This window comes from Corynebacterium glaucum (genome assembly GCF_030408855.1).
Lineage (GTDB): Bacteria > Actinomycetota > Actinomycetes > Mycobacteriales > Mycobacteriaceae > Corynebacterium > Corynebacterium glaucum.
Genome location: NZ_CP047358.1, coordinates 2298636 through 2318407, shown reverse-complemented (window position 1 = coordinate 2318407; position 19772 = coordinate 2298636). Strand labels below are relative to the sequence as shown.

General features: G+C 63.8%; 12 protein-coding genes. 11 read left to right on the top strand and 1 reads right to left on the bottom strand.

What is annotated here, in order from left to right:
• The first annotated feature begins 34 nt into the window (after positions 1-34).
• The 11 genes from CGLAUT_RS11210 (at position 35) to CGLAUT_RS11160 (ending at position 18057) form a co-directional block, all read left to right on the top strand.
• Complete coding sequence (locus CGLAUT_RS11210) at positions 35-1993, top strand: glycosyltransferase (protein ID WP_343898640.1); 1959 nt, start codon at positions 35-37, stop codon at positions 1991-1993.
• A complete protein-coding gene (locus CGLAUT_RS11205) occupies positions 1983-2483 on the top strand; it encodes a phosphatase PAP2 family protein (protein WP_095660808.1) in 501 nt (166 codons plus the stop codon). Before CGLAUT_RS11210 ends, CGLAUT_RS11205 begins: the two co-directional genes overlap by 11 nt.
• 1 nt (position 2484) lies before the next feature.
• The gene (locus CGLAUT_RS11200) at positions 2485-3483 is read left to right on the top strand and encodes a decaprenyl-phosphate phosphoribosyltransferase (RefSeq protein ID WP_290185250.1); all 999 of its coding nucleotides are present in this window, start codon (positions 2485-2487) and stop codon (positions 3481-3483) included.
• 14 nt (positions 3484-3497) lie between these two features.
• The gene (locus tag CGLAUT_RS11195; RefSeq protein ID WP_290185248.1) at positions 3498-5309 is read left to right on the top strand and encodes an arabinofuranosyltransferase AftB family protein; all 1812 of its coding nucleotides are present in this window, start codon (positions 3498-3500) and stop codon (positions 5307-5309) included.
• Between the two features lie 76 nt (positions 5310-5385).
• Positions 5386-6396, top strand: a complete 1011-nt coding sequence (locus CGLAUT_RS11190; protein WP_095660805.1) for an alpha/beta hydrolase — start codon at positions 5386-5388, stop codon at positions 6394-6396.
• A 146-nt stretch (positions 6397-6542) separates the two neighbouring features.
• On the top strand, positions 6543-8495 hold the full coding sequence (locus CGLAUT_RS11185) for an alpha/beta hydrolase-fold protein (RefSeq protein ID WP_232507117.1): 1953 nt from the start codon (positions 6543-6545) through the stop codon (positions 8493-8495).
• Positions 8492-8974 carry a DUF732 domain-containing protein gene (locus CGLAUT_RS11180; RefSeq protein ID WP_095660804.1) on the top strand — a complete coding sequence of 161 codons (483 nt, stop codon included), beginning with the start codon at positions 8492-8494 and terminating at the stop codon, positions 8972-8974. The genes CGLAUT_RS11185 and CGLAUT_RS11180 overlap by 4 nt, the downstream gene beginning before the upstream one ends.
• Positions 8975-8994: 20 nt before the next feature.
• Positions 8995-9963, top strand: a complete 969-nt coding sequence (locus CGLAUT_RS11175; RefSeq protein ID WP_095660803.1) for a cutinase family protein — start codon at positions 8995-8997, stop codon at positions 9961-9963.
• Positions 9964-10004: 41 nt separating this feature from the next.
• A complete protein-coding gene (locus CGLAUT_RS11170) occupies positions 10005-11813 on the top strand; it encodes a FadD32-like long-chain-fatty-acid--AMP ligase (RefSeq protein ID WP_290185242.1) in 1809 nt (602 codons plus the stop codon).
• Between the two features lie 39 nt (positions 11814-11852).
• Positions 11853-16514: a polyketide synthase Pks13 gene (pks13, locus tag CGLAUT_RS11165; RefSeq protein ID WP_290185240.1), complete on the top strand. Its 4662-nt coding sequence runs from the start codon at positions 11853-11855 to the stop codon at positions 16512-16514.
• Between the two features lies 1 nt (position 16515).
• Positions 16516-18057, top strand: a complete 1542-nt coding sequence (locus CGLAUT_RS11160) for an acyl-CoA carboxylase subunit beta (protein WP_290185238.1) — start codon at positions 16516-16518, stop codon at positions 18055-18057.
• 155 nt (positions 18058-18212) lie between these two features.
• On the opposite strand, the gene CGLAUT_RS11155 is transcribed toward CGLAUT_RS11160, so the two are convergent.
• Positions 18213-19700 (bottom strand): HNH endonuclease signature motif containing protein, encoded by a 1488-nt coding sequence (locus CGLAUT_RS11155; RefSeq protein ID WP_290185236.1) that lies wholly within the window; start codon positions 19698-19700, stop codon positions 18213-18215.
• Between the last annotated feature and the right edge of the window lie 72 nt (positions 19701-19772).

Genomic DNA, 19772 nt, shown 5'->3' with positions numbered 1-19772 from the left:
GGACCAAAAGAGCCGGAAACGGAAAGTGAGACTTGTGGAAAAGACCACGAACGCCGCCCAGACTGATCGCGTGCTTGCGCGTATATTGATGCCGAAGAAGGGTGAGCCGCGCGACGTCCGGATGCTCTACCTCATCGAAGACGAGCACAACAAACAGCGCCTGAGCTGGTCCGACCGCACAAGCTTCACCATCCCCGCCGGCAACGAGGCCAGCTTCGAGACCTACTTCAACGCTTTTCCGGCAAGCTATTGGCGCCGCTGGTCGCAGCTCAGCTCCGTCCTCCTCGCGATGGACATCGAAGGCCGCGCCACCATCTCCGTCTACCGCTCGAAGCACGACGGCACCCGCATTTCCGTCATCAACGCCGAAGCCGCCGACGAGCACATCGAAATCCCGCTCGAGCTGCGCAACTTCGAAGACGGCGGCTGGCTCTGGTTCGACATCACAGCAGAAACCGATGCGCGGGTGCGCAATGCGGCGTGGGTCGCGCCCCAGGACCCCAAGGAGCAGGTGCTTGACGACGGCACCGTTGTCCCACCCCAGCCCAAGCAGGTGGCCGTAGGCATCCCTACTTTCAACCGCCCCCGAGACGCCGTCAATGCACTGCATGCGTTGGCCGAAGACGCGTATGTCGAGGCGTCGATAAGCCATGTGCTCATGCCGGACCAGGGCAACCAGCACCCTGCCGATGAACCTGACTTTGAGGACGCGGAAAAGAATCTGGGCGGTAAACTGAGCATTTTCTCGCAGGGCAACCTCGGTGGTTCGGGCGGGTACTCGCGAATCATGTACGAGGCGCTGAACTCCACCGATGCGCCGTTCATTCTGTACATGGACGATGACATCGCGATCGAGCCGGACTCGATTGTGCGCGCGGTGCAGGCGGCGCGGTATGCCAACCAACCCATCCTGGTGGGCGGGCAGATGCTCAACCTGCAGGACCGCGCGCAGCTGCGCACCACCGGCGAGGCGGTGGACAAGGACATCTTCATGTTCCGCGCGGCGGAACATGCCGTCTACGACCACGACTTTTCCAAGTACCCGCTGGGCTACGTGGGCACCGAGCAGGAAGAGCTGGATCCGCGCAAGACCACGTCGCGGGCGCTGCACCGCCGCGTCGATGTGGACTACAACGGCTGGTGGATGAACCTGTTTCCCCGCGTGGTCGCGGAGCAGCTCGGGCTGCCACTGCCGCTGTTCATCAAGTGGGACGACAACGAGTACGCCCTGCGCGCAAAGGAAGCCGGCTTCCCGACGGTCACCTGGCCTGGCGTCGCGATCTGGCACATGGCCTGGGCCGACAAGGACGACGCGATTGACTGGCAGGCGTACTTCCACATGCGCAACCGCCTCATCGTGGCCAGCATCTACGGCCCCGAAGACCCAACCGCGATGCTGAAGAACATGTCGAAGTCCACCTCCAAGCACTACATGTGCATGGAGTATTCGACGATCGCCATCCAGAACGAGGCGATGAAGGACTTCCTCGCCGGCCCGGACCAGCTCTTCGACATCCTGGAGTCCGCGCTGCCGCGAATCCAGGCGATCCGGAAGGACTTTGCCGATGCGCAGGTTGTCGAGTCAGCTGCGGACCTTCCGGCGCCCACGGGCGCGCCGGGCGTGCCCACCCGTACGATCGGCGGCCGCCTGGCCAAGGTCAAGAAACTCCCGTGGGCGGCGAAGGCGCTAATGCACCTGCGCAAGCCGGAGAACCGCGACCACTGGAACGCCCCGCAGCTCAACCTCACCACGGAAGAAGCTCGCTGGTACACACTCGCCCGTTTGGATTCCGCGACGGTTTCCACGGCAGGTGGCACGGGCGTCGCCTTCCGCAAGCGGGACAAAAAGCTTGCCGACGACCTGGTGGCGCAGCAGAAGGAACTGCGCGCGGAGATCAGTAAACGCTGGCCGGAACTCAAGCACGCGTACCGCGATGCCCGTGGCGAGCTGACTAGCCACGAGAACTGGGGGAAGATTTTTGATGAGCAGTAAAGAAGCAGACTTCCTCGTCCAGCTGCAGGATGTCATCTACGCACCGGCGACGGTCAAGACAGCCCGCACGCTTAGCCACTTCGGGGAACACGATTTGGGCTGGGTGGGCGTTGCTGCGGTGGGCGCAATCGTCGATAAGCAAAGGCGCAGGAAGTGGCTTGCCTTGGGGGCTGGGACCTTTGTGGCGCACGCGGCATCTGTGGTGCTGAAGCGTGTGGTGCGCCGACCCCGGCCGGACGATGAGCGGATCACGGTTGGTGTGCGCACCCCGTCGAAGCTGAGTTTCCCGTCTTCGCACGCGACCAACACTGCGGCGGCGGCCGTGCACCTGCACGACATCACCGGGTCGAAGTGGCCCTACGCGCTCGTTCCGGTGATGATGGCCTCCCGTAACGTGCTCGGCGTGCACTACCCGACCGACACGCTTGCCGGTGCGGCGCTCGGCGCGGCCATCGCCAAGCTTGCGATCGAGGCGGAAAGGCGGATCTAGCGTGACTGAGCCAGTTAAAGAGCCAGTGAAAGAACCGCTGCTGCGCCCCGAGCCGCACACCGCCGGCGTCGACGTGGTGATGAAGAAGAACCCGCCGAAGAACCTGCCGGACGCGATGACCAAGGGTCTCCGCCCGAAGCAGTGGGTCAAAAACGTCCTGGTGCTCGCGGCGCCGCTGGCCGCGGGCCTGGAGGCGTTCACCAGCCGCACCGCGATTGACATCCTCATCGCGTTCGTCGTGTTCTGCTTCGGCGCGTCCTCGATCTACCTGATCAACGACGCCCGCGATGTGGAATCGGACCGCCAGCACCCGACTAAGAAATTCCGCCCGATCGCCTCCGGCATGCTGCCGATCAACCTGGCGTACGCGATGGCGGTCATCCTCATCGTCGCCGCAATCGGCCTTTCGTTGGTGGCTACCGACGGCACCTCGTTGGCGCTGGTCATCGGCGTGTACATCGCGCTGCAGCTGGGGTACTGCTTCGGCTGGAAGCACATCCCGGTGATCGACATCGCGCTGGTGTCCTCCGGCTTCATGCTGCGCACGATGGCCGGTGGTGTCGCAGCGGGCATCGTGCTTTCGCAGTGGTTCCTACTGGTCGCGGCGTTCGGCTCGCTGTTCATGGCCTCGGGCAAGCGCTACGCGGAGCTGATCCTTGCGGAGCAGACCGGCGCGAAGATCCGTAAAGCGCTCGAGGGATACACCGGCACTTACCTGCGCTTTGTCTGGACGGTCTCCGCCACCGCGGTGGTGATTTTCTACGCACTTTGGGGCTTTGAGCTTTCCGACGCCGTGACTGGCAACGCCGCGATCTGGTACCAGATCTCCATGGTGCCGTTCGTCATCGCGATCTTGCGCTACGCCGCTGAGGTCGACGGCGGCCGCGGCGGGGCCCCGGATGAGATCGCGTTGGAAGACCGCGTCCTGCAACTTCTCGCCGTCGCGTGGCTGTTCTGCATCGCTATGGCGGTCTACATCGTGCCCGCCGTTTCCGGGTAACTAAAATCCCATTGATGCACAGACACGCCCGCCTCTCACTGCTTGCTACAACGCTTGTGGCAGGCGTGTTCGCATTTTGGGGCGGGTGGACGCGGCGCTGGATGTCAGACGACGGGCTGATCGTCCTGCGCACAGTGCGCAACCTGCTCGCCGGCAACGGCCCGGTGTTCAACGTCGGCGAGCGCGTCGAAGCAAACACCTCCACGCTCTGGCAGTACCTGATCACGGCAGTTGCCTGGGTGACGGATGCGCGCCTGGAAGACATTGCGACGTGGCTGGCGCTCACATTCACGGTTGTCGCCGCGGCGTCGGCCACCCACGCCACGGGACGGTACTGGCAGCTGAGCGCCCAGCAGACCGTAGCGGTCATCCCGTTCGGCGTGATCATCTACCTTGCCCTGCCGCCGGCGCGCGACTTCGCCACCTCCGGCCTGGAGTGGGGCCTGGCGCTGCTCTGGTTCGCGGTCTGGTGGGCGCTTTTGGTCACGTGGGCGACGCCCGCGCGTCGCGCGATCCCTTCGGTGGGGTACTTCCTCGCCTTCTGGTGCGGCCTGTCTTGGCTCGTGCGCCCAGAGCTCGCGCTCTACGGTGGCGTGACCGGCATCGTGCTCATTGCCACCAACTTCCGCAAGACCCCCGGCATTCTGCTCGCCGCGCTCCCGGTCCCGGCGGCGTACCAGATCTTCCGCATGGGCTATTACGGGCTGATCACCCCGCACACGGCGGTGGCCAAGTCCGCCTCGGATTCGGAGTGGTCGCAAGGCCTCAGCTACCTCTGGAACTTCGCAGGCTTCTACTGGCTCTACCTTCCGGTGGCCGCAGCGTTGATCACGGGTGTGGTGCTCGTGGCGGGTGCGAGGGGGCGTCGATTAGCAATTGTTCTTTTGGCCACCGGATGTGCACTCGCCCACGTGCTGTACGTGCTGCGAGTGGGCGGCGACTTCATGCACGGCCGCATGCTTTTGCTGCCGCTGTTCGCGCTGCTGCTGCCGGTGATGGCGGTGCCGCTGACGCGGGTGACCGCGGCGATTACCGCCGCGATTGTGGTGTGGGCGGGTGTGATTGTGGTGCACTCAAACCCCACCGATGAGCACGCCTACCAGTACGAAGACCAAGAGCTGAACATTGTCGACGAGCGCGATTTCTGGACCACTGCGCTCGGCCGCGAACCTGGCGACGCGCCAATGTACGCCGAGGACTTCCTGGCCATGCCGATGATGCGTGGCTGGGACCAGGAGCTGCCGGAAGCGCGAGAAAATAACGCCGCGCAGATCGCCATCGGCATCGACTACGACGACGGGGAGCAGTTCCGTTGGTACCCGCGCGAGCGCTTCGAGGGTCCCTCGGACCTGCAGGACCTGCCGCTCACGGCATACTGGATCAACTTGGGCATGACCAGCATGAACGCCCCGCTGGACGTGCGCATCCTGGACACCGTCGGACTGTCCACACCGCTTGCGGCGCGCATGCCGCGCATGGAAGACGGCCGTATCGGCCACGACAAGCAGCTCTCGCAGGAGTGGCAGGTCGCCGATTCCGCCGTTGACCTGGATGATCTCCCCGACTGGTTCGACATCGAAACCGCCAAAGAAGCCCGCGCTGCCCTGCGCAGCGAAGAGATTGCGGAGTTGCTCGCCACCTCCCGCGAGCCGATGAGCTGGGAGCGGTTCAAGGCAAACTTCAGGTACTCGCTGGGCAAAGGTCGCACACTTTCGCTTGACGACGACCCCTCTGTGTACCTCGACCCCGCCACCGTCAGGGAGATCCGCGATGGCCGTGACCCTGGGAAGGACCTTAGTCCGCGTATTGCCTGGCCTGTGGACTAACTGGCCCGACACGGTGGGGATTGGTAACGTTACGGTAACATCCGCCCGATAGGGCAGGTAAAGAAGGAGTTTCCGTATGCAGACAACCCACAAGCGCCGCGGCCTGATTGCCCTGCTCGTAGCGCTATTCACCATGATTGGCGGCATCGCGGCGGCACCCCAGGCGCAGGCAGCGAATCGCGACTGGCTGCGCCCCGACTCCACTGGCAGCTGTGAGTGGGACGGGGTTGGATTCTGGGTGCAGCGTTGCACGGTGTGGTCGCCTTCCATGGACCGCCACATCACCGTCCAGATTCAGCCGGCTCAGCGCGGCGGCAACGCCGGCCTGTACATGCTCGACGGCCTGCGTGCGACCGAGTGGTCAAACGCCTGGTTGGTGGACACCAATGCCGCCGCAACGTTCGTGGACAGCAACATCACCCTGGTGATGCCGGTGGGTGGCCAGTCCTCGTTCTATACCGACTGGAACGCGCCGGCGACGTACGACTTCAACCACCCGGTGACCTACAAGTGGGACACGTTCCTGTCCCAGGAGCTGCCGCCGTACTTGCAACAGCACTTCGGTGTCTCGCCGACGAACAACTCCATCCTCGGCATCTCCATGGGCGGTACCGCGGCGCTGAACCTCGCGGCGCTGCACCCGAACCAGTTCCGCCAGGTCCTGTCCTACTCCGGTTACCTCACCACCACGATTCCGGGCGGCCAGACCGCGTTGCGCCTCGCGCTGCTTGACGGCGGCCTGTACAACCTCAACGCGATGTGGGGCTCCATCCTGAACCCGCGCCGCTACGAGAACGACCCGTTCCTGAACATGGGCAACCTGCGCGGAAAGGACGTCTACGTCTCCGCCGGCAGCGGCACCCCAGGCCCGGTGGATGAGCGCTACCTTCCGGAGCACCGCGCGGCCGGTATGGCGCTTGAAGTGATCTCCAACTTCACTACCCAGCTGTGGTCCGCGAAGGCGCGAGCATCTGGTGTTGAGCACACCGCCGTCACCACCCCGACTGGCCTGCACAACTTCAGCCAGTGGGATGCAGAGTTGCACCGCACCAAGTCGCGCATCCTTGACGTGATGAACGCCTGGTAAATTGCCACAACTTTCACATCTGACACGCCGGGTACAAATCACCTCAAAAATCACCGGCGTGTCAGGCGACTAAAGTCTCAAGCGAAACTTAACCTTTGGGCTGAATGCCCGCCCCTCCGATCAACTTCATGAAAAGGCTGATTGCAATGCGTGAATCCCGTAACCAGAAGCTGTTGTTGGCAGCCATCTCCTCCATGACGGTCTTGGCCGCTGGCCTGGCACCGGCGCAGGTTGCTAATGCACAGTCGCCGGACCTGTCTAGCAACCTGAGCTCCAACCGCGGCTTCTCGGACGCGATCCGCCCTTCGGATCCGCCACAGCGCACCCCGATCGAGGTGGACCGCGATGTCGAAGTTCCGGGCCTGCCGGCCGGGGTTGAAGTTGACCGCATTGAGTGGCTGACCAACCGTCGCGTGGCGGTGTTTATCAAGTCTGCGGCGATGCCGCAGGAGCTCATCCAGGTGCAGATCTTGCTGGCTCGCGACTGGCACTCCAACCCGAACGCGAAATTCCCGGAGGTGTGGGCGCTTGACGGCCTGCGCGCCCGCGACGACGAGAACGGCTGGACTATCGAGACCAACATCGAGCAGTTCTACGCCGACAAAAACGTCAACGTCATCCTTCCGGTCGGCGGCGAGTCCTCCTTCTACGCTGACTGGCAGCGTCCGGACAACGGCAAGCACTACAAGTGGGAGACGTTCCTGACCAAGGAGCTGGTCCCAATCATGAGCAACGAGTTCCGCTCCAACGGCAAGCGCGCCGTCGTCGGCCTGTCCATGGGCGGTACCGCCGCGGTCAACCTGGCTGAGCGCAACCCGCACCTGTTCAACTTTGTCGGTTCCTTCTCCGGCTACCTGGATACCACGACCACCGGCATGCCCACCGCCATCAAGGCAGCGCAGCTGGACGCCGGCGGCTACAACTCTGACGCGATGTGGGGTCCGCAGGGCTCCCAGGGCTGGATCGACCACGACCCGAAGACCGGTATCGAGAACCTCGAGGGCATGACCGTGTACGTCTCCGCAGGTTCCGGCCGCGACGACTACGGCAACCCCGACTCCGTGGCCAAGGGCGCTGCGAACTACGCAGGCAAGGGTCTGGAGGTCATCTCCCGCATGTCCACCCAGACGTTCGTGGACTACGCAAGCCGCACCAACGTCAAGCCGGTCGTGCGCTTCCGCCCGTCTGGCGTGCACTCCTGGGAGTACTGGCAGTTCGAGATGGCCCAGGCGTGGCCGTACATCGCGAACGCGCTCAACGTTCCCGAGGCGGACCGCGGCGCGCAGTGCACCCCGATCGGTCTGATCGCCGAGGCCACCAAGTCCGGCGTCATCGGATCCTGCGTGAACGACGAGTACGTCACCGGTGAAAACGGCAAGGGTCGCGCACAGGACTTCCGCGGCGGCACCGCATTCTGGTCCCCGGACACCGGAGCCCACGCCATCTTCGGTGCGATCTTGGCCAAGTACAACGGGCTCGGCGGCCCGTCCGGCTGGCTCGGCTTCCCAACCACGGGCGAGACCAAGACCCCGGACGGCCGCGGCCGCTTCGTCCACTTCGAACACGGCTCCATCTACTGGACCCCGCAGAACGGCGCGTACGCCATCCCGGGCGACATGATGAAGGCGTGGGGCGAAGCCGGCTACGAGACCGGACCGCTGGGCTACCCGGTGGCCGAGGCGACCCAGGTTGGCAAGGGATACGTCCAGCAGTTTGAGAATGGCTACCTCACCCGCAACCCGGAGCAGGACGGCAAGACCTCCCACTACATGGTCTTCGGCGAGATCGGTAAGAAGTACGGCGAGGTCGGCACTGCCACCTCCGGCCTGGGCTTCCCGAAGTCCAACGAGAAGAAGGTCAACGGCGGCTTCTTCCAGGAGTTCGACCGCGGCAACATCTACTGGTCGCCGCAGTCCGGCGCCCGCGTGATCTTCTACGGTGACATCTTCAACGAGTGGGGCAAGCAGGGCTACGAGCAAGGCAAGCTCGGCTGGCCGACCTCCGACATGAAGGAAATCCCGGCTGGCGGCCTCACCATCGACTTCCAGAACGGCACCCTCAGCCAGGTCAACGGCAAGGTTGTTGAGAAGAAGCGATGAAAAGAGCACTTTGCTTAACGACGGCCACGCTGGCAGCCGCGTTCACCCTCACCGCCTGCGGCGGTTCGGCGACCGTCGATTCCGAGGACAGCACAGAAACGTCGACGACGGTGGCAACTGCTGCGTCGTCAAGCGAAAGCTCCTCGAGCACTGCGACGGTGACCCAAACCTCGACTCGGCAACCTGCGGCCCCCGCCGGTCCGGTGGACCAGCCTGCCCGCGAGCTTGACTCGGTGCCCGAGCAGGCGGACCCCTTCACCGCCGAGGAAACGGGCTATCTGAACCAGCTCAGAGAAAACGGGGTGAACGTCGAGGGAGTTGAGGATGAACTCACAGTGACGGGGCATAGTGTGTGCTCGGATGAGACCATCACCCGCGATGTGGTGGCCGGTCAGCTTGTCGAGCAACGCCGCACGGACATGACTCCGGAGGCGGTTGGGCAGCTGGTGACCGACGCCGCTCGCGCCAACCTCTGCTAGGAACCACTAGGAACCACACCGTGCGTGAACGTAGTGCCACCCGCAACGTCTTTGTCGTTGCGGGTGTAATCCTTGTTGTCGCCCTTATCGGCCTGGGCATTTTCCAGTGGCGAAACGGCGAACCGATCCCGCCGCTCGAACCCACAGAAACCACCGAAGCCGAGCCTGCCCCTCCCACCCCACAGGAACCCGAGTGGTGCCCTGCGGTGGAGTTCGTCTCCGTGCCCGGCACCTGGGAGTCCTCGGCTGACGACGACCCCTTCAACCCGCAGGCCAACCCGTACAGCTTCATGCTTTCGATTACGCAGCCGCTGCAGGAGGCCTACGACATCGGGCACGTGCGCGTATTCACCGTGCCGTACACCGCGCAGTTCCGGAACATCCAGACCGCCCACGGGCGCGAGGAAATGACCTACGACGACTCGCGTGCGGAAGGGCTGGCAAAGCTCAACGGTGAACTCGCCTACGTTGCCGAGCAGTGCCACTCCACGAAGTTCATCATTGCCGGTTTCTCCCAGGGTGCCGTGATTGTGGGCGACGCGGCGGACGCGATCGGCACCAACTCGGGCGCAATCCCGCCAGATCGTTTGCTCGGCGCAGTGATGATCGCGGACGGGCGCCGCGAGAACGGTGTGGGCGTGCACCCTGGCGCGGAACTTTCTGGCCAGGGCGCCGAAATCACGCTGCAGCCGCTGCAGCGCGTGGTCGATATGGCGACCCCGGGTGCGACCATGACCGGCCCGCGCCCCGGCAAATTCGGAGCGGTGGCAGACCGCGCGTTTGAAATTTGCGCACCGAACGACTCCGTGTGCGATGCGCCGCTTGCGATCAAAAACGCCTTCGACCGGGCGGCAGACCTGCTCCTGGCCAACGGCAATCACGCGATGTACGCCACGAACCCGGACGTCATTCCCGGAACGACCGCGTCGCAATGGACGGTAGATTGGGCGCGGACTAGCATCGACACCTTGGAAGTTCAGTCGAACTAACTATTTACTCGCACTTATTTAGGGACTAGCGAAGGAGCCCCATGGATCTCGAAGTCATCATCAAGCGGTTCATCAACGAGGACGGAGACATCGTCCTCCCGCCGAACTTCACGATCCCGGCGCTCAACGAAATTCTCTTCATGGGCGCCGTCCAGATGGGACAGGCCGACGCGGTCAACATCCGCTTCTGGGACTACTCCCAGGACACCGAGGGCGAAGCCACCGACTACACCCGCCGCGAGGTGAACACGCGCATCAAGGCCGTCTCCGCGCGGCTGATGCAGGTGGGGCAGCCGGGCGACCGTGTGGCCATCCTTGCCGGCAACTCGCCCGAGTACATCTTCGGCTTCATGGGCGCGATGTACTCCGGCCAGGTGCCGATCCCGCTCTACGACCCGAACGAGCCGGGCCACGAAGACCACCTGCGCGCGGTCCTCGCCGATTCCGGTGCGAAGACGGTGCTCACCAATACCCAGGACGCCCCTGCGGTGCGCGCGTTCTTCGCCGATCTGCCCGCTGCGGAACGCCCCCGCATCCTCGCGGTGGACTCCCTGCCGGATTCGCTCGCGGAGACCTGGCAGCCGATCGAGGTCGAGGCAGGGGTGGATACCTCGCAGGACGTGTCTTTCCTGCAGTACACCTCCGGCTCGACTCGCAACCCGGCCGGCGTGATCATCACCAACGAGTCGATCGTGTCCAACGTCATCCAGATCTACATGGGCGCGCGCGTGAAGCAGCCGCTGCGCATCCCGTCTTGGCTGCCGATGCACCACGACATGGGCATCATCCTCACGACTCTGCTGGTGATTCTGGGCAACGAGCTCGAGATCTTCACCCCGCGCGACTTTATCCAGCAGCCGAAGCGCTGGCTTGATCGCCTCACGCGCCGCGAGGACGACTCGGACAAGATGCACGTCTACACCGTGACGCCGAACTTCGCCCTCGAGCTCGCCGCCCGCTACGCCACTCCGGAGAACCCAGAGGACTACGACCTTTCCCTGGTCGAGGGCATCATCATCGGCTCCGAGCCAGTGACCAAGCCTTCCGTCGATGCGTTCCTGGAAGCCTTCGAGCCCTCCGGCCTCGACCGGCTCACCCTGCGCCCGTCCTACGGTCTCGCCGAGGCCACGCTCATTGTGTCTACCCCACAAAACAAGGACCGCCCACGCTTCGCGTTCTTCGACCGCAACGAGCTTGCGAACGGTAAAGCAGTCGAAGTCGGCGAGGATGCGGGCGTTGCCTTCGCCTCCAACGGCCAGCCGGTGCAGTGGCAGCACTTCGCCATCGTTGATCCCGAAACCAAGAACGAGCTGCCCGAAGGCGAAGTCGGCGAGATGTGGGTCCACGGACCCAACACCGCCGCCGGCTACCTCGACCGGGAAGACGAAACCAACGAGACCTTCCGCAACGTCATCGGCGAGACCCTCCAAGAAGACCTGCCCAAGGACAACTGGCTGAACACCGGCGATCTGGGCACGCTTGTCGACGGCCACCTGTACATCACCGGTCGCGTCAAAGACCTCGTCGTCGTGGCTGGCCGCAACCACTACCCGCAGGACATCGAAGCCACCGTCATGGAGGCTTCCGACCACGTTCGTGCCGACTCGGTCGCGGCGTTCGCGGTCCCGGGCGAGGACGTCGAGCAGCTCGTACTCATGGTGGAGCGCGCCGACGGCGCCTCCGAGGACGGCGATCCGGCTGCAGAGGACGCAATCCGCGCCGCGGTCACCACCAACCACGGCATCTCCCCGGCGGTCATTGAGTTCTACCCGCCGAACGGGATCGCGCGCTCGTCCTCAGGCAAGATCGCGCGCCGCGTCAATGCCAAGCAGTTCGCCGAGCGGGAGTAGATAACAATTCGGCCACGGCGGCCGATAAGGTCTTACGTTATGACTGAGAACGATTTGCGCCTTTGGCTCGAGCAGTGGGTGTCGAAGGCAACGGGGGAAACCAGCATCGACACCGCCAAGCCGCTCGAGGCGTACGGGCTGTCGTCTCGCGACGCGGTCGTACTCTCGGGCGAGCTGGAAGGCCTGCTCAACCGCAAGCTCGACCCAACCATCGCGTACCAGTACCCGACCATCGATGCGCTTGCCGCCGCGCTGGTGGCCGCGCCGAAACGCGCGGCAAAGGAGCGTCGACAAGCAATCAGCTCTTCCCCCGCCGAGCGCGACATCGCCATCGTCGGGCACGCCGGCCGCTTCCCGGGCGCGAACTCGTCGGCGGAGCTTTGGAAATTGCTTATCGACGGCCAGGTTGCAACGGGGCCCCTGCCCGCCGGCCGCTGGTCTGAGTACGCGGGCGACCCGTACCTTCGCACCAAGATGGCGGAGGAGTCGACCGACGGCGGCTACCTCGACGACATCGCGAGCTTCGACAACGAGTTCTTCGGCATCTCCCCGCTCGAGGCGCAGAACATGGACCCGCAGCAGCGCATCATGCTCGAGGTGGCGTGGGAGGCGCTCGAGCACGCGCACATCCCGGCGGACACGCTGCGTGGCGCGGCGGTCGGCGTCTTCGTGGGTTCCTCTTCGAACGACTACGGGATGCTCATGGGCGCCGACCCTGCGCAGGCGCACCCCTATGCACTCACCGGCAGCTCGAGCTCGATCATCCCGAACCGCATTTCTTACGCGTACGACTTCCGCGGCCCGTCGATGAACGTGGACACGGCGTGCTCGTCCTCGTTGGTCAGTGTGCACCACGCGGTGCGTGCGCTGCGCGACGGCGAGTGCGACGTGGCGCTTGCGGGTGGTGTGAATATCTTGGCGAACCCGTTTGCCTCGCTGATGTTCTCCGAGCTCGGCGTGATCTCGCCGACCGGCAGCATCAAGGCGTTCTCCGACGACGCCGACGGCATCGTGCGATCTGAGGCCGCAGGTTTTGTGGTGCTCAAGCGAGTCGCGGACGCGATTAAGGACGGCGACCAGATCCTCGCCGTGATCAAGGGCTCCGCCACCAATTCCGACGGCCATTCCAACGGCCTCACCGCCCCGAACCCGGATGCCCAGGTCGACGTGCTCGAGCGCGCCTATGCAGACGCAGGCATCGACCCGACCGAGGTGGACCTGGTCGAGGCGCACGGCACCGGCACCATCCTCGGCGACCCGATCGAGGCAACCGCCCTTGGCACCGTGCTGGGACGCGAGCGCTCTAACGCCGCGCCACTGCTGCTGGGCTCGGTGAAGTCCTCCATCGGTCACTCAGAGTCCGCCGCGGGCGTGGTGGCGCTGATCAAGGTGCTCGAGGCGCTCGAACACGACACCATCCCGGCCTCGGCGAACTTCACCGCTCCAAACCACTTCGTCGACTTCGACGCCGAGCACATCGAGGTCGTGCAAGACCCGCGCGAGTGGCCGCGCTACTCCGGTCGCCGCGTTGCCGGCGTTTCCGGCTTCGGCTTCGGCGGCACGAACGCGCACGTGGTGCTCGCGGATTTCGATGCAGAAGAGTACGAGGGCGAAACCACCGCACCGAACACCGCCTTCACCGGTCTCAACGTTGCGGCGCTGCCGGTATCTGGGCTGCTCGCAAGCCGTCGTAAAGCGGCTGCTGCCCAGCTTGCGGACTTCCTTGAGTCCCGACCTGACTCCGACCTGATCCCCGTCGCACGCTCGCTCGCGCGCCGCAACCACGGCCGTTCTGCTGCGGTAATCCAAGCCACGACCACCGAAGAGGCCGTGGCGCGCCTGCGTCAGGTTGCCGAGGGCAAGATCGGCCCAGGCATCGTTGCCGCCGACGCCCCGAGCGTGACCGGCCCGGTATTTGTGTACTCCGGCTTCGGCTCGCAGCACAGGTTCATGGGCAAGAAACTCATGGAGTCGAGCGAACTCTTCGCCGCCCGGATGCGCGAGCTCGACGAGCTGGTCAAGTTCGAGCGCGGCTGGTCGATGCTGGACATCATCAACGACGACGACCAGACGTACGACACCCAGACCGGCCAGGTCACCATCACCGCGATACAGATCGCGCAGACCGACCTGCTTGCTTCGATGGGCATTTACCCAGCAGGCGTGATGGGCATGTCCATGGGTGAGATTGCCGCCGCGTACGCCGCTGGCGGCATCAGGGACAAGGACGCGATGCTCATCGCTTGCCAGCGCGCGCGGCTGATGAGCGAGGGCGAGGCCCAAATCGCCGGTACCTCAGGCGAGGGCGCGATGGCCGTGGTCGAGCTCGGCCCCGACCAGCTTGCGGACTACCCCGGTGTCGAACCAGCCGTGTACGCCGGCCCCGGCATGACTACCGTCGGCGGGCCCGCCACCGCCATCGACAACATCGTCGAGCAGCTCGAGGCGCAAGAGAAATTCGCCCGCAAGCTCAACGTGCGCGGCGCCGGCCACACCTCGATGCTGGACCCGATCATGGGCGACCTCGCCGCCGAGATCGCCGGCATCAATGCGCAGCCGCTGACCGTCCCGCTATTTAGCTCCGTGGACAGAGAAACCTACCCCGCCGGCAGTGTTGTCCACACCGACGAATACTTCCTGCGCATGACCCGCCAGCCGGTGTACTTCCAGGACGCCACCGAAGCCGCGTTCGCCGCCGGCCACACCACGCTCATCGAGATCACGCCGAACCCCGTCGCGCTCATGGGCATGATGAACACCGCCTTCGCCTCAGGCAAACCGGACGCGCAGCTGCTGTTCACCACGAAACGCAAGCTCGACGAGGCGGAAACGCTGGTCGACCTCGCCGCCCGGCTCTACGTCCAGGGCGTGAAAGTCGACTTCACCGGGTTCTACGGCAGCCAGCCGCGCATTGAGACGCCGGGGATCGACTTCGCCCGGAATGAGCTGTGGACGTCGGCCAGGCCGTCGTCAAGCGAAAGCTCCCTGCTTGGCGCGCGCGTGAACCTGCCTGATGGCCAGGTCGCGTACGCCACGCGTGCGGATGCGGTGTTCAGCCCGTACCAGCTTATCGAGGCTGCGGCGGCGGAGATCGCGCCGGGCTCGAGCGTCGTGGCGACCGAGGAGCACGGCTACCTGCCCGCGGACGGCACCGTGACCACGCTGGTCACTCCGACCTTGGGCGGGCTGTCCATCCGCGTGTACAACACGGACGTACTGGTTGCGGAGGGTTTCGCCTCCATCCTCGACTTCGACGCGAAGCAGGTAGTCGCAGGAGTTGCGGAGGTCGAGCCTTCATCGCTTGTCGACGAACCGGACGACGCAATCGAAGCGTTCCGCTGGGATCCGGCGACCGAGACCGTGGCCGAGCGCCTGCGCGCGATCGTGTCCGAGTCCATGGGCTTTGATGCGGAAGACTTGCCTGATGAGCTGCCGCTGATTGATCTGGGGCTGGACTCGTTGATGGGCATGCGCATTAAGAACCGCATTGAGAACGACTTCCAGATCCCGCCGCTGCAGGTGCAGACGCTTCGCGACGCCTCCGTGGCCGACGTGATCCAGACCGTCGAGGACGCGGTTGCTGGGCGGGAAGCTGCTGGGTCGATCGAAACTGAGCCTGAGCAAAAGGGCGCTAAACCCACAGGCCAAGGCGTTGGTGTCGCGCCGCGCGACGCGTCCGAGCGCATGGTGTTCGGAGCGTGGGCGAAGTACTCGGGAGCGGCGGCTGCAGGCGTGACCTCGGAGCTGCCTGCTGTCTCCGACGAGGTCGCCGCCGAGATCGCGGCGCACCTGACGGAGCGCTCCGGCATTGAGATCACTGCGGAAGAAGTCCAAGGCGCTGAGACCCTCGAGCCGCTAGCGAACCGTGTGCGCGAGGGCTTGGAAACCGAGGTCGAGGGCAACATCCGCGTCTTCCGCGAAGGAACGAAAGAGCCGGTGTTCGTCTTCCACCCAGCGGGCGGATCCTCGGCGGTGTACGCGCCGCTGGCTCGCCGCCTAGATGAGCGCACGCCGGTCTACGGTGTCGAGCGCCGCGAAGGCTCGCTGGAGGAGCGCGCGGCGGAGTACGTCGAGGACATTCAGCGCATCGCCGGTGACCGCCAGGTTGTGCTGGCCGGCTGGTCCTTCGGTGGCGCGTTGGCGTACGAGGTTGCGCACCAGCTTGGCAACGACAAGGTGAAGTACATCGCACTGCTGGACACCACCCAGCCGTCGGAGCCGATTCCGGACACCATGGAGGAGACCAAAGCACGCTGGGGCCGCTACGCCCAGTTTGCGAAGGACACCTACGGTCTGGAATTCGACGTGCCGTACGAATTGCTGGAAACCGCGGGCGAGGACGCGCTGCTCACGATGCTCACCGAGTTCTTGGCGAACACCGATGCCTCCGAACACGGGCTCGCTGCCGGTGTGCTCGAGCACCAGCGGGCGTCGTTTGTGGACAACCAGATTCTCAACCACCTGGACTTCTCCCGGTGGGCCGACGTCAATGTCCCAGTGCTGCTCTTCCGCTCCGAGCGGATGCACGAGGGCGCGATCACCCTGGAGCCGAACTACGCGCACATTGATGAGGACGGCGGCTGGGGCGCTATCGTCACCGATTTGACCATCGTGCACTTGCCGGGCGACCATCTAGCGGTAGTGGACGAGCCAGCGATTGGCATCGTTGGCAAGCACATGAACGAATGGATGGGACTCTAACGTGACCACTGCCGATAAGCTCGCAGACCTGCGCGCCCGGCTCGAAAAAGCCCAGGACCCCGGCTCGGAACGCTCGCGCGCAAAGCGCGACGCCGCCGGCCTCACCACCCCTCGTCAGCGCATCGCAGCGCTTCTCGACGAAGGCACGTTCGTGGAGATCGGCGCCCTTGCCCGCACCCCGGGCGATGAGAAGGCCGTGTACTCCGACGGCGTGGTGACAGGCTACGGGCGCATTGATGGCCGCCCGGTCGCCATTTACGCCCACGACAAGACCGTCTACGGCGGCTCCGTCGGCGTGACCTTCGGCCGCAAGGTCGTGGAAGTGATGGAGTTCGCCATCAAGATCGGCTGCCCCGTCATCGGTATCCAGGACTCCGGCGGCGCGCGCATCCAAGACGCCGTGACCTCGCTGGCCATGTATTCGGAGATCGCGAAGCGCCAGCTGCCGTTGTCGGGCCGCTCGCCACAGATCTCGATCATGCTGGGCAAGTCCGCCGGCGGTGCCGTGTACGCGCCTGTGACCACCGACTTCGTCATTGCTGTTGAAGGGCAAACCGAGATGTACGTCACCGGACCGAACGTGATCCGGGAGGTCACCGGCGAAGACATCACTTCAGCCGAGCTCGGTGGGGCCCGGGTACAAGAGCTCGCCGGTAACATATCGGCCGTCGTCAAGAGTGAAGACGAAGCTTTCGATTTTGTGCGCGACTTGCTTGACCACTTGCCGACCTCTGCTTTCGACGAGGTGCCGACCCTTGACGCGCCCGCCGATGATGAGCTCGACGACTCTGAGCTGGATGCGTTTCTGCCCGACGACACTAACGCCGGCTACGACATGATGGATCTCCTAGTCCAGCTTGGCGACGACGAGGAACTCGTGGAGATCCAGTCCGGGTACGCCGAGAACTTGATTTGCGCTTTCGGGCGCATCGACGGCAAGCCGGTGGGTTTTGTAGCCAACAACCCGATGTACCTGGCGGGGTGCATTGACGCAGATGCTGCCGATAAGGGCGCGCGGTTCATTCGCACCTGCGACGCGTACAACATCCCGATTGTGTACGTGGTGGATACCCCTGGCTACATGCCGGGTGTAGAGCAGGAGCGTCGAGGGCTGATTCACCGCGGGGCGAAGTTCGCGTTCGCGGGCGTTGAGGCGACCGTGCCGAAGGTCACGCTGATTGTGCGGAAAGCATATGGCGGCGCGTATGCGGTGATGGGGTCGAAGAACCTCAACGGTGACCTGAACTTTGCGTGGCCGACGGCGCAGATCGCGGTGATGGGTGCCGCGGCTGCAGCGATCACGCTGCAGGGCAAGCAGCTCGACGCTATCGATGATCCTGTGCAACGCGAAGCCATGAAGAAAATGTTCATGGATTTTTACGACGAGAACATGACATCGCCGTATGTTGCAGCCGAGCGCGGGTTCATCGACGCAATGATCCAGCCGAGCGAAACGCGATTGGCGCTGCGCCGCGCCCTGCGTCAGCTGGAAACCAAGCGCGAGTTTGACTTACCAAAGAAGCACACGATTTCACCCCTTTAGATTCTCACGATAGGCTCAGTTTCATGATTTCTTCGATGCTTGATATTTCCGGTGACCTCCTCAGCATGACCGTCTGGTTTGTGAACGGTTTGCTTTCCGGCAACCCGCTCTACGCTTGGGGTTCTTCTTTCTAGTTTTCTCGCCGCCATCTTTTCCTAAGCCGCGGCGAGCAGCGCGACTAGATGCCGCTCGACGGGGCTGTACTCAAATCCGCATTCCAGTGGGTCGGGGAACGGGGGTTCTCCGTGATCCGGCTCCACTGGAACTGGCCCAGGATCGGGGAGCGCCGCCTTGATGGGGAACTCCATCCCGTATTCCTGCTCTAAGGCCTCGATTCGGCATTCTGCAGTTTCGAGGTCTTTATCCTTGTCAAATTCATCCATGATTTTGTGCCCTTTGGCGTAAAACTCCGCAGCGAGAGCTTTAGTTCGGCTGATGGAGTCCAGACTTGAGCGCCAGCGGGGACTGGTGGGCGTGAGTTCGTCGAAAAGTATGCCTTCGCACGCGGAGATTTCGTATGTACCGTCAGCGAACAGCCAGATGATTGTGTTGGTGTCGGGGTCGTGGACATAGAAGGCGCGTTTATCTGTCTTCATGTTGTGGTGATGTTGACAGAGTGAGAACAAGTTCGACGCGGTGGTGGGGCCGTCTTCGTCGAAAGGCACCCGGTGATCCAGCTGACAGCGCTCAGCCGGTCTCGTACAACCCGGGAAAATGCAGGTCCCATCCCGCGCTGTAACGAACGCACGCATGCCGGCGGTGGGAGTGTAGCTGCTTGTGCTCACTGTGGCAGCGTCGTCAAGATCTAGAACTTTCGGCGAAACTTTCTCGAGCCAGTCGTCCAGCGCAACGGTGTCCTCCGGCCCAGTCCAACCGAACCCGGGGATATACGCAGGCTCACCGGCCTGGCGGTCGCGCGGAGCGAAGATGTTGAGCGTAGGCTTCGCGCTTGGCGCGATCTCTCCGGTAAGGAGTTTGACCGCCGCGTCCACCATTTGCATCGAGTGTTCCCGAGCCGTGGCAAGAAGGTGCTGGCGGATGCGGTAAGCAGTCACAGTATCGGTCACCAGTTCCATCGCACCCTTGACGACGCCTGCGTTGGAAAACGTCTCAAAGTTCACGGAATCTGCGGTGTCCTGGCTGCGGGCCTTCCGCTTCTTCGGATCGTAGGCACGGGCTGGGTCAATGCGCTTGATCAACTCGCGCATGCGCCGCGTGACCAGGGTCCTGTGTGGAATCTGCTGGTCGACTCGGCTAGGAGTGAAGATGTCTGCAAGCAGCTCATCGAACTCAGCGAAGATTTCCGGTGCAATGTCAGGGCCGAGCTCGTCGAGCACCGAGTCGATGGCTGATAGGTGGCTCATGTCCAACAGGTGCGTCTCAGCCTGCAGTGCCCGGAGTATGGGGAGCTGCTGCAAACGTGCGTGGGCGAAGATCGCGTTTTCAACGAACCCTTTGGACCATCCGGTTGCAGCCTTAATCTGCTCGGCCTCGAGGTGGAAATCCTCAACCGAAGCACCGGGTTCGGCGTACACCGAAAAGAGAGACCAATACGCTTCCCGCACATGCTGGGCTGCAGAGCTTCGCAGATCACCAGGACGTTGGGTGCGGAAGCGCGGCGCAACCGTTTCGGTAGTTTTCATTTGATCCCCCTTTGTTACCGCATATCATATAGAATATGTGTACGATATACAAGAGGTAACCCTGGAGAAATC

Bases quoted from the DNA above. Each gene is read 5' to 3' on its own strand.
- CGLAUT_RS11205 (WP_095660808.1), top strand. From the start codon at position 1,983: ATGAGCAGTAAAGAAGCAGACTTCCTCGTCCAGCTGCAGGATGTCATC.
- CGLAUT_RS11195 (WP_290185248.1), top strand. From the start codon at position 3,498: ATGCACAGACACGCCCGCCTCTCACTGCTTGCTACAACGCTTGTGGCA.
- CGLAUT_RS11190 (WP_095660805.1), top strand. From the start codon at position 5,386: ATGCAGACAACCCACAAGCGCCGCGGCCTGATTGCCCTGCTCGTAGCG.
- CGLAUT_RS11185 (WP_232507117.1), top strand. From the start codon at position 6,543: ATGCGTGAATCCCGTAACCAGAAGCTGTTGTTGGCAGCCATCTCCTCC.
- CGLAUT_RS11180 (WP_095660804.1), top strand. From the start codon at position 8,492: ATGAAAAGAGCACTTTGCTTAACGACGGCCACGCTGGCAGCCGCGTTC.
- CGLAUT_RS11170 (WP_290185242.1), top strand. From the start codon at position 10,005: ATGGATCTCGAAGTCATCATCAAGCGGTTCATCAACGAGGACGGAGAC.
- pks13 (WP_290185240.1), top strand. From the start codon at position 11,853: ATGACTGAGAACGATTTGCGCCTTTGGCTCGAGCAGTGGGTGTCGAAG.
- CGLAUT_RS11155 (WP_290185236.1), bottom strand. From the start codon at position 19,700: ATGAAAACTACCGAAACGGTTGCGCCGCGCTTCCGCACCCAACGTCCT.